The 9963-nt window shown below is 72.8% G+C and carries 10 protein-coding genes and 1 tRNA gene; 6 read left to right on the forward strand and 5 right to left on the reverse strand.

Going from position 1 to position 9963, the window contains the following annotated elements; genetic code table 11:
• Together G3573_RS17125 and virB11 are read left to right on the forward strand one after the other, a co-directional pair.
• A partial coding sequence (locus G3573_RS17125; RefSeq protein ID WP_163262824.1) for a TrbI/VirB10 family protein occupies positions 1-655 on the forward strand: 655 nt, incomplete at its 5' end.
• Positions 652-1617, forward strand: coding sequence for a P-type DNA transfer ATPase VirB11 (gene virB11, locus G3573_RS17130; protein WP_163262826.1), 966 nt, complete (start codon positions 652-654; stop codon positions 1615-1617). The genes G3573_RS17125 and virB11, both read left to right, overlap by 4 nt.
• Positions 1618-1639: 22 nt before the next feature.
• Here virB11 and msrA read toward each other — a convergent pair whose 3' ends face one another.
• The gene (gene msrA / locus G3573_RS17135; protein WP_163262828.1) at positions 1640-2290 is read right to left on the reverse strand and encodes a peptide-methionine (S)-S-oxide reductase MsrA; all 651 of its coding nucleotides are present in this window, start codon (positions 2288-2290) and stop codon (positions 1640-1642) included.
• 161 nt (positions 2291-2451) lie between these two features.
• On the opposite strand from msrA, the gene G3573_RS17140 reads away from it, so the two are divergent.
• Positions 2452-2541: transfer RNA gene (locus G3573_RS17140), tRNA-Ser, on the forward strand.
• A 57-nt stretch (positions 2542-2598) separates the two neighbouring features.
• Here the strand turns inward: G3573_RS17140 and G3573_RS17145 are convergent.
• Positions 2599-3636, reverse strand: a complete 1038-nt coding sequence (locus tag G3573_RS17145; protein WP_163262830.1) for a hypothetical protein — start codon at positions 3634-3636, stop codon at positions 2599-2601.
• Between the two features lie 155 nt (positions 3637-3791).
• Between G3573_RS17145 and G3573_RS17150 the strand changes: the two genes are divergently transcribed.
• On the forward strand, positions 3792-4145 hold the full coding sequence (locus G3573_RS17150; protein WP_163262832.1) for an MmcQ/YjbR family DNA-binding protein: 354 nt from the start codon (positions 3792-3794) through the stop codon (positions 4143-4145).
• On the opposite strand, the gene G3573_RS17155 is transcribed toward G3573_RS17150, so the two are convergent.
• Both G3573_RS17155 and G3573_RS17160 read right to left on the reverse strand, forming a co-directional pair.
• Complete coding sequence (locus G3573_RS17155) at positions 4142-4609, reverse strand: DUF1203 domain-containing protein (RefSeq protein WP_163262834.1); 468 nt, start codon at positions 4607-4609, stop codon at positions 4142-4144. The two genes, G3573_RS17150 and G3573_RS17155, sit on opposite strands and share 4 nt — an antisense overlap.
• Before the next feature lie 64 nt (positions 4610-4673).
• Positions 4674-5192, reverse strand: coding sequence for a hypothetical protein (locus tag G3573_RS17160; RefSeq protein ID WP_163262836.1), 519 nt, complete (start codon positions 5190-5192; stop codon positions 4674-4676).
• Positions 5193-5338: 146 nt separating this feature from the next.
• On the opposite strand from G3573_RS17160, the gene G3573_RS17165 reads away from it, so the two are divergent.
• Positions 5339-7375: an oligopeptide transporter, OPT family gene (locus G3573_RS17165; protein WP_163262838.1), complete on the forward strand. Its 2037-nt coding sequence runs from the start codon at positions 5339-5341 to the stop codon at positions 7373-7375.
• A gap of 64 nt (positions 7376-7439) precedes the next feature.
• Here G3573_RS17165 and G3573_RS17170 read toward each other — a convergent pair whose 3' ends face one another.
• Positions 7440-8984 (reverse strand): carboxylesterase/lipase family protein, encoded by a 1545-nt coding sequence (locus G3573_RS17170; protein ID WP_163262840.1) that lies wholly within the window; start codon positions 8982-8984, stop codon positions 7440-7442.
• Between the two features lie 145 nt (positions 8985-9129).
• Here G3573_RS17170 and G3573_RS17175 point away from each other — a divergent pair.
• Positions 9130-9963 (forward strand): LytTR family DNA-binding domain-containing protein (locus tag G3573_RS17175; RefSeq protein WP_163262842.1); only part of this gene is annotated, 834 nt, incomplete at its 3' end.

Consider the following 9963-nt stretch of genomic DNA (forward strand, 5'->3'; position numbering starts at 1 on the left):
GACCGGGCCCGCGCCCGCCGCGGCGCAGGCGGCGGCCTCGGGCCTGAGCGCCGACGAGCAGTTCGCCCTGCGGACCGGCGGCGAGGGCGTGCCGGTCGCCCGCGCCTCGGCCCTGGCGCGTCCCGACTGGACCGTGGTGCAGGGCGCGGTCATTCCGGCCGTGCTGGAGACGGCGCTGAACTCCGACACCTCGGGCTACGCCCGGGCCATCGTCAGCCGGGACGTGCGCAGCTTCGACGGCTCGCGGGTGCTGGTCCCGCGCGGCAGCCGCCTGATCGGCCAGTACCGCAGCGGCCTCAGCGCCGGCCAGTCGCGCGCCTTCGTGATCTGGAGCCGGCTGGTGCGGCCGGACGGGACCTCGGTCCAGCTCGGCTCGCCGGCCATCGACGCCGAGGGCGCGGGCGGCCTGGCGGGGCAGGTCGACCGGCACTACGCCCAGCGCTACGGCGCGGCGGTCCTGCTGTCGCTGGTCTCCGGCCTGACGTCCGGCCTCGGCCGCTCGGGCGACACGGTGGTGGTCGGCGCGGGCGGGGCCCAGAGCGCCGCCGCCGAAGCGCTGCGCGCCCAGGCCTCGATCCCGCCCACGGTCCGGGTGCCGCTGGGCACGCCGATCCAGGTGTTCGTCGCCCGCGACCTCGACTTCTCGCCGCAATGAGCCAGGTCGCGCCGCTGGAGGGCGTCTATCTGCGCAGCTACCTGCGGCCGTTCGCGCCGTGGCTGGAGCGCGACGACGTCACCGAGATCCTGGTCAACGCGCCGGGCGAGATCTGGGTCGAGATCGCCGGCCAGGGCGGCATGCGCCGCGTCGAGGCGCCGGAGGTGGACGACCGCCTGCTGGAGCGGCTGGCGGCCCAGGTCGCGCGCCACACCCACCAGGGCGTCAACCGCGAGAACCCGCTGCTGGCCGCCGTCCTGCCGGGCGGAGAGCGGGTCCAGATGGTCGGGCCGCCCGCCACCCGCGCCGGCTGGGCGCTGGCCATCCGCCGCCACGTCGCCGCCGAGGTGCCGCTGGAGGCCTTCGAACCGCCGGCCGACGCGGACAACGGCGACGGGCTCCCGGCGGACGTCGATCCTCAGAGCGCGCCGCTGGACTGGCTGCGCGCGGCGGTGCGGGCGCGCAAGACCGTGCTGATCTCGGGCGGGACCTCGTCGGGCAAGACCACCTTCCTGAACAGCCTGCTGCGCCTGGTCCCCGCGGAGGAGCGGGTGGTGCTGGTCGAAGACACGCCCGAGATCGCCGTCGCCCAGCCGAACGCGGTGGGGCTGGTCGCGGTGAAGGGCGAACTGGGCGAGGCGCGGGTCGGGGTCGAGGACCTGCTGCAGGCGGCCCTGCGGCTGCGGCCCGACCGGATCATCGTGGGTGAGATCCGCGGGCGCGAGGCCGCCACCTTCCTGCGCGCCATCAACACCGGCCACTCAGGCTCGTTCACCACCGTCCACGCCAACTCGCCCGAAGGCGCCCTGGAGCAGATCGCGCTGATGGTCATGCAGTCGGGCCTGGCGCTCGGCCGGGCCGACACCATCGCCTACGTCACCTCGCTGGTCGACGTGATCGTCCAGCTGCGCCGCGACGGCGGCCGCCGCTACGTCAGCGATCTGCGGGTGCTGCGGGCGTGAGGGGCCGCCTCGCGCGCCCGGCTCAGGCCTCGACGCCCACCCCGATCGGGCAGGTCACGCCGGTGCCGCCGATGCCGCAATAGCCGCCCGGGTTCTTGGCCAGGTAGCCCTGGTGGTAGTCCTCGGCGTAGTAGAACTCGGTCGCCGGCAGCACCTCGGTGGTGATCGGGCCCAGGCCCTTGGCCTTCAGCGCCGCGTCATAGGCCGCCTTCGACGCCTCGGCCGCCGCCTCCTGGGCCTCGTCCGCGTAGTAGATCCCCGAGCGGTACTGGGTGCCGATGTCGCCGCCCTGGCGCATGCCCTGGGTCGGGTCGTGATTCTCCCAGAACACCTTCAAGAGGTCCGCATAGGTGATCTCGTGCGGGTTGAAGACCACCTCGACCACCTCGTTGTGGCCGGTGCGCCCGGTGCAGACCTCTTCGTAGGTCGGGTTGGGCGTGAAGCCGCCGGCGTAGCCCGTCGCGGTCACCCACACGCCCGGCAGCTTCCAGAACACCCGCTCCACGCCCCAGAAGCAGCCCATGCCGAACAGCGCCGTCTCGAAGCCTTCCGGATACGGCCCCTTCAGCGGCCGGCCGTTGACGTAGTGCACCTCGTCGGTGCGGATCGCCTCAGGGCGGCCCGGCAGGGCGGTCTCGCGGGTCGGCATGTCGAGCAGCTTGTCGGCGGCCATGGCGGGGTCTCCGGAACGGACGAAATTCGCCGCAGAACATAGGCCCTGCGCCGTCCGGCGCCAGAGGTCGAAGTTCGTCTAAAGCACGGCTTGTCCCCGGCCTCGCCATGAGTATATTGCGCGACCTTCGCGCCGCCGGGCTCAGCTCCGCCGCGACGTGGGGTGAGGTGGCCGAGTGGTTGAAGGCGCACGCCTGGAACGCGTGTATAGGGGAAACTCTATCGAGGGTTCGAATCCCTCTCTCACCGCCATCCTGCGCCACGCGCGGGATGGGCGACCGGAATCCCGGATCATTTCGACGTTCCCAATTACCGGCTGAGCGCCGTCCTCAGCAGGTCCACGGCCACCGCGCCCTGCTCGCCGTAGACCTTGTCCGGCCAGTCCGGGTCGAGGCGGTCGAGCGTCAGGAACAGGCCCAGGCCCATCTCCTGCGACCACCATTTGCGCCCGCCGCGCATCAGGTCCATCGCCGCGTCGTGCGACATGCCCGCGCCCTTCGGGTCGGACAGCCAGGCGTAGCCGGCCCAGTTGCCTGCCCCCTCGAAGGTCAGGAACACGTCCTCGACCTCGGCGAACTCGGCGTCCTTACCGGTGAAGCTGCGGGCGCGGCGCGCGTCGATCGAGGCCAGGGCCTCGGCCGCCAGCCGGCGGGTGTCGGCGAGGTCCCCGGCCGCGGCGGCGCGGTAGAACAGGTCGGTCTCGCGCGCGACGGCGGCGCTGAAGGCGGGATCGCTTCCGAAGCGCTTCTGGACGATGTCGTCGTCGGCCTCGGGGGGCAGCACGCCCTGGGCGGTCAGGGCGTCGAGCCGTCGGCCCAGCGCCGCGACCTGCCGGACGTGGCTGATTTCGTGCACGAACACGGCGTTCAGCAGGGCCGGCGGCCGGCCCCTCAGGGCCTGGGCCTGCTCCCAGACCTGCGGCAGGGCCATGACGAAGAACACGCGCCCGGTGCTGTTCTGGGCCGCGAAGGCCAGCGGCCGGGCCGGCACGGTCTTGCCGTCGGGCAGGCCGACCTCGCCGGCGTGCGGCGCGCTCCAGACCTTCAGCTCGCCCTCGCTGGTGCGCACCGACGCCTCCAGCGGCCGGTAGCCGTCCGGCGCCGCCGAGCCCGCCGCCGACAGCCGGTAGGCGCAGGCGGTGTCGAACAGCACGATCTCCGGCGGGGCGGCGGGCGGGAGGTTGAGGCGTGTGTCGCGCACCAGGTCCCAGGCGGCGAGCGCGCCGCGGGTCCAGGCGGCGGTCTCGCCCTGGAACGGGCAGGCGGGCTGGGCGGCCTCGCTGCCGCAGGCGGCCAGCAGGGCGGCGAAGCCCGCCGCGGCGAAGATGAGAGGGCGCGTTCGATCCATCCCCCTTCAACGGTTTCGGACCGCGAACGTGCGAGCTACAAGCACACGACCCTAGAGCCTGTTTAGAAACAGGCTCTAGATTCAAGAGTCTGAGCGCGTTCTGCTCGCAAAACCGAATTCACTTTTGCGGAACGCGCTCTGGGGAGGGGATCACAGTGACCTTCGACGAGTTCGACGCCGCCGCCAAAGCCCTGCCGGGCGTCACCTTCGACATCAAATGGGGCAAGGACCGGGTCTACTCGGTCGGCGACAAGATGTTCGCCGTGGCCGGCCAGCTGGGCGAAGAGGCCCCGCGCTGGTGCATGAAGGTCTCCGACGCCTCGTTCGAGCAGCTGTGCGAGGAGGGCGTGGCCGAGCCTGCTCCCTACATGGCGCGCAACAAGTGGGTGCTGTTCGCGAGCGCAGACGCGATCCCGGCCGACCAGCTGAAGGGCTACCTGGTCAACGCCCACGCCCTGATCGCCGCCAAGCTGTCGAAGAAGGCCCAGCGCGAGCTGGGGATGCTCTAGGCGCGCTCCGCCCGCGCCGCGTAGCAGCCGCGCTTCGCGTAGTGCAGCTGCACGTAGGCGGTGTCCGGCCGCGCCAGCATCGGCTCCAGCACCCGCTCCAGTTCCGCGCCGTCGACCAGGTCGGCGTCGACCATCAGGTGGCCGGCGTCGAAGGCGCGCACCGACAAGGGCCGGCGGCGAAGCGCGGCGGGCACGATCCCGACCGCGTCGAAGGCCGGCCCGGCCTCCTCGCGCACGAAGATCGCGTGGCGCGAGCGGTAGGGCGTGTCCGCCGGCTGGTGCTCGTAGTTCAGCAGCAGGACGGTCTCGCCCGGGGCGGCGTCGTCCAGGGTGATCCGGCACGGGGCGGCGTTCGGCGCCTCGACGACCACGCGGCTGACTCCGCGCGCGGCCAGCTCGGCGTCCGGACGGCCGATCAGGCGGGCGAAGTCGGCGGCCGGCAGGCCGGTGATGCGGAAGGTCATGGGGGAGGCTCCTTTGCAGGAAGCCTCGCGCCATGCGGGCCGCGGCGCGACCCGGATCTTGTGATCAGCTCAGGGTGACAGTGCGGGTCTTGCCGCCGCGGGTCTCGACCCGCTGCATGATCACCCGGCCCTCGGCCTCGCCGCCGACCGGCTTGACCGGGGCGATCACGAACCAGGCCCCGTCCGGCAGGCCCTGGAAGGCGAAGCCGCCCTTGGCGTCGCAGCGGACCGAGCGGACGTAGCGGCTGTAGTCGGCGCCGGCCTCGCCGACCTGGCGGCTGCGCACCTCGCTGACCGTGCGCACGGCCTTGTCGGGCGAGCCGTACAGACGCGCCATGCGGGCGCGCGAGTAGGGGGTGTCCGGCGTCAGGCCGACGGCGGCGCCGGCGCAGGTCCAGGCCTTGCCGTCCAGCTGATAGGCCACCTTGCCCAGGATCACGTTCGAACCCGCCCCGACCGACCAGGCGAAGTCGTCCGCCTTGAAGGTGTTGGCTGCGGTCGGCGGCGGCGGCGGCGCGGGCGTCACGGTGGCGCAGGCCGACAGGGTCGCGGCGGAGACGGCGAGGAGCAGGAGGCGTTTCATAGCTTAGCCTTAGCAAGTCCCCTCGCGGCTGAAAACGCCTGCGCCGCCGGCCGGTTGCCGCAGGCGGGCGGGGCGGAAGGCTGGTCCGCGCGGCGGATATCTGTCACGAGTGACGCCAAAGCCAAGCTCGCATTCGCAGGCGCAACGTGACCCAGCACAGCTCAGCTCCGCCCCGTACGGAACTCACCCTCCGAGGCCTGATCCTCGGCGCCCTCATCACCGTGGTGTTCACCGCGGCCAACGTCTTCCTCGGCCTGAAGGTCGGCCTGACCTTCGCCTCGTCGATCCCGGCGGCCGTGATCTCCATGGCCATCCTGCGCGGGTTCAAGAACTCGACCATCCAGGAAAACAACATCGTCCAGACCGTCGCCTCGGCGGCGGGCACCCTGTCGTCGGTGATCTTCGTCCTGCCGGGCCTGGTGATCGTCGGCTGGTGGTCGGGCTTCCCATTCTGGCAGGCCTTCGGCGTCTGCGCGCTGGGCGGCATCCTGGGCGTGATGTACTCGATCCCGCTGCGCCGGGCGCTGGTGACCAATTCCGACCTGCCCTATCCGGAAGGCGTCGCCGCCGCCGAAGTGCTGCAGGTCGGCGCCGGTGAAAAGGCGACCGACCCGGCCTCGGTGGCCGAGAGCAAGGCCGGGGTGGCGGTGATCACCGCCGGCGCGATCGCGGCGGCCGGCGTCGCCCTGACCAAGGCCATGAAGCTGCTGGTCGACGAGCCGGCCCGCTTCTTCACCGCGCCGTGGGGCGGGGTGACGGGCGTGCGTCCGGGCTTCTCGCTGGCCCTGATGGGCGTCGGCCACCTGGTCGGCGTCTCGGTCGGCTTCGCCATGCTGGTCGGCCTGGGCATCGCCTGGCTGTGGGGCGTGCCACACTATTCCTCGCTGGGCCCGATCACCGACATGGCGGCGGCCGGCGGCGCGGCCTTCCGGGAACACGTGCGCTACGTCGGCGCCGGCGTGATCGGCACGGCGGCGGTGTGGACCCTGATCAAGCTGGTGAAGCCCGTGGCCGGCGGCCTGGCCTCGGCCATCACCGCCCAGAAGCGCCGCGGCTCCGGCGAGACCCTGGAACGCACCGAGCAGGACATTCCGATCGGCATCGTCGGCCTGATCAGCCTGCTCAGCCTGATCCCGATCAGCGTGCTGCTGACCGGCTTCGTGCAGGGCGGCGCGCTGGCCTCCCTGACCGTGCCGCTGGTGGCCGCCGCGCTGGCCTACATCGTGGTCATCGGCCTGCTGGTCGCCGCCGTGGTCGGCTACATGGCCGGCCTGATCGGTTCGTCCAACAGCCCGCTGTCGGGCATCGGCATCCTGGCCGTGGTCGGCGCCGCCGGCCTGCTGGCCGTCTTCGTCAAGCCGCTGGTCGGCGACGCCGCCAGCCTGACCCTGATCGCCTTCGCCCTGTTCACCACCGCGGTGGTGTTCACCGTGGGCACCATCGCCAACGACAACCTGCAGGACCTGAAGACCGGCCAGCTGGTCGACGCCACGCCCTGGAAGCAGCAGGTCGCCCTGATCTTCGGCGTGCTGGCCGGCGCGGTGGTGATCCCGCCGGTGCTGGTCGTGCTGGGCCAGGCCTACGGCTACGCCGGGGTGGAGGGCGCGGGCGCCCACGCCCTGCCGGCGCCGCAGGCCAACCTGATCGCCGACCTGGCGCGCGGCATCCTGCGCGGCGACCTGCCGGAGGTCGAGATGCTGACCGGGGTCGCCATCGGCGCCTTCATCATCCTGGTCGACGAACTGCTGGGTAAGGCCAAGCTGATGCGCCTGCCGCCGCTGGCCGTGGGCCTGGGCATCTACCTGCCGATGTCCTCGACCCTGTTCGTGGTCATCGGCGCGGTGATCGGCCGGGTGTTCGAAGGCCTGGTCGGCAACAAGCCGTCGGGCGAGATCTCCAAGCGCCTGGGCGTGCTGTTGGCCTCGGGCCTGATCGTCGGCGAGAGCCTGTTCGGCGTGTTCAACGCCGGCATCGTCGCCGCCGCCCAGACCGGCCTGCTGGCCGGGCTCGGCATGGCCAAGGACGATCCGCGCGCCGAGGCCCCGCTGGCCCCGGTCTTCGCGAACACGTGGGTGGAGGGCGACCAGGCCCTGTTCCTGACCACCGGCCTGTTCATCCTGCTGGTGTTCGGCCTCTACGCCTGGACCGCCGCGCAGGGGCGCAAGGCGGCCAAGGCGGCCTGACGCAGGTCGGAGCGCAAACGATAGAGGCCGGGCGGCTCGCGTCGCCCGGCCTTTTTCTTTGCCCTCACCGCCCGAACGGCTGGCCGCGCACGGCGTCGTAGGCGGCGTCGAAGGCGGAGAGCGTCTTCCGGTCGGGCAGGTCGCAGGGCGTCGGCCGATCCTCGAAGCACAGGCTCGAGCCGCCGTCGAACGGGGCCCAGGCCGGCAGGCCCGGGCCGTTCGGATCGCCGGTGCGGGCGAAATTCACCCAGTAGCCGGCCATGGCGTCGGCCGCGGCGCGGTCGGCGGCGCTCCAGGCCCACGGCTCCTGGTCCAGGTGGTCGAACATGTACCAGAGCTCGGCGAAATGGCTGGCGCCCCAGTCCGCCCGCACCGAGCCGGCCGGGAAGGGCGGGTGGCGGTCGAAGCGGTACAGCCAGACCGGCGCGTGGCCGTGCTGCAGCCGCGCCCAGGCCCACATGTCCCAGCCGAAGCGCAGGTCGCGCTCCAGGTCGACGCGAGCGCGCTGCGCCTCCTCGTCGGTCGTGAAGGGATAGGCCGCCGCGATCTGCGGCGGCAGCGGGCCCCAGGCGCGGGTCAGCTTGTCGCCGAAGTTGGCGGCGGTGATCCCCGTCACGTCGGTGAGGGAGCGCGCCTCCTCGGCGTTGTAGCCGACCAGCACCGGCACCTCGGCCTGCCTGCCGGCGACATAGGCGTCGTAGGGCGACATCGGCATCACCCGGGGCTCGACCACGGGATGGCTGATCTGGTGCGCCTTGCCTTGCAGCAGTCGCGCCGCCGGCAGGGCGCGCAGCTCGGCCAACGAGCTGGCTCCGACCGAGGCGGCGTAGGCTTCGCCCTGCTTCTCGGCCTCGGCCAGCCCGTATTGGGGCGCCAGGCTCAGCGGCTCGAACAGGCCGCCGCTCTGGCCGATGGCGCGGTGGAACAGCCCCTTCGCCGCCGGCGAGGCGGTCAGCACCGACACCGACATGGCGCCGGCCGACTGGCCGAAGATGGTCACCTGGTCCGGATCGCCGCCGAACTCGGCGATGTTCCGGCGCACCCATTTGAGGGCGGCGATCTGGTCCATCAGCCCGTAATTGCCCGAGGCGCCCACGCCGGACTCGCGGCTGAGCTCGGGGTGGGCCAGGAAGCCCAGCGGGCCCAGCCGGTAGTTGACGCTGACCACCACCACGCCGCGCTTAGCCAGCCGGTCGCCCCAGTAGAGCGGCAGCGCCGTGGCGCCGTTGGTCCAGCCGCCGCCGTGGATGAACACCATCACCGGCGCGCGCCGCGCCCCGTGGGCCGGGGCCCAGACGTTCAGGTAGAGGCAGTCCTCGTCGACCTTCGGGTCCGGCTCGCCCGGCATGGAGACGCCCTGCTGCAGGCACGCCGGCGCGAAGGCCTTGGCCTGGCGCACGCCCGACCAGGCCCGCGCCGGTTGCGGCGGACGCCAGCGCAGCTCGCCCAGCGGCGGCGCCGCGTAGGGCACGCCCAGCCACGACGCGACCCCGTCGGCCTCGACGCCCCGCACGCGCCCGGTCTCGGTGCTCACGGTCGTCGCCGCAGCAGCCGGCGTGGCGCTCAGCAGCAGGGCCGCGGCGAGCGCCCAGATCCAATTCTTCTTCATCAAACACGCCTCCCGGACCAAGGCGTCGAGGGTGACCGGCCTCAGGCTTGTCCGGGAGTGCGCTCCGTCCCCGTCCGGCCGCAGTTCGTCACATACCGGCCGCCGCCGTGGACACGCCCGCGCGCGGACGCATACTTGCAGGCCCATGACCGCGTCCGCCGTCGCCCTTCCACAGCCTGTTCGCCCGGCGCCGTCCGACCGGCGCTGGATCGCGCTCGCCTTCGTCTACTGGCTGGTGGCGGTGACCATGCTGGAGCCCGGCAACATCGCCAGCGCGCTGGAAGCGGGGCAGCCGCCGTCCTGGTCGCGGGAGGTGCTGCGCATCCTCTGCGCCGGCCTGCTGGGCGCGTCGGCCACCCCGGTGCTGCTGATCCTGGCCCGCCGGGTCACGGCCGCGGCGACGGTGCGGAGCATCGCGGTGCAGGCCGCGGCCGTGCTGGCCCTGGCCTTCGGCCTGGTCGTCGTGTCCTGCCTGCTGGAGGCCTGGCTGCTGGACGGCCGGAGGCTGCCGTCAGTAGCCGGGGTCGGGCGCGAGCTGTCGGCCAACTGGCTGCTGGTGACGGTGCTGCTGGGCGGCTTCCTCGGCCTGATCCGGGCGGCCCGCGCCCGCACTGAGAGATCGGCGCCGGCGGCTGAGGCCGAGTCGGCGTGGCCCACCCACCTGCCGATCAAGGACCGCGCGCGGCTGATCCTGGTGGACCTGGCCGAGGTCGACTGGATCGAGACCCAGGGCAACTATCAGGCGCTGCATGCGGGCGAGGCCGTCCACCTGCTGCGCGACACCTCCGCCGGCCTGCAGGCGCGGCTCGACCCGGCCCGCTTCGTGCGTATCCACCGCCGCGCCGTGGTGGCGCTGGATCGCGTGGCCGAGGTGCGCGCCGGGGCCGACGGCGACGCGCTGGTGCGGCTCACCACCGGCGCCGAACTGCGCCTGGCTCGCAGCCGGCGCGAAGAGCTGCGCGCGCGGCTGGAGGCGGTC

This window comes from Caulobacter sp. 17J65-9 (genome assembly GCF_010975005.1).
In the GTDB taxonomy this organism is placed as follows: Bacteria; Pseudomonadota; Alphaproteobacteria; order Caulobacterales; family Caulobacteraceae; genus 17J80-11.

Coding starts and splice junctions, on each gene's coding strand:
- msrA (WP_163262828.1), bottom strand. CDS start 2,290: ATGGCCGCCGACAAGCTGCTCGACATGCCGACCCGCGAGACCGCCCTG.
- G3573_RS17145 (WP_163262830.1), bottom strand. CDS start 3,636: ATGGATCGAACGCGCCCTCTCATCTTCGCCGCGGCGGGCTTCGCCGCC.
- G3573_RS17155 (WP_163262834.1), bottom strand. CDS start 4,609: ATGACCTTCCGCATCACCGGCCTGCCGGCCGCCGACTTCGCCCGCCTG.
- G3573_RS17160 (WP_163262836.1), bottom strand. CDS start 5,192: ATGAAACGCCTCCTGCTCCTCGCCGTCTCCGCCGCGACCCTGTCGGCC.
- G3573_RS17170 (WP_163262840.1), bottom strand. CDS start 8,984: ATGAAGAAGAATTGGATCTGGGCGCTCGCCGCGGCCCTGCTGCTGAGC.
- virB11 (WP_163262826.1), top strand. CDS start 652: ATGAGCCAGGTCGCGCCGCTGGAGGGCGTCTATCTGCGCAGCTACCTG.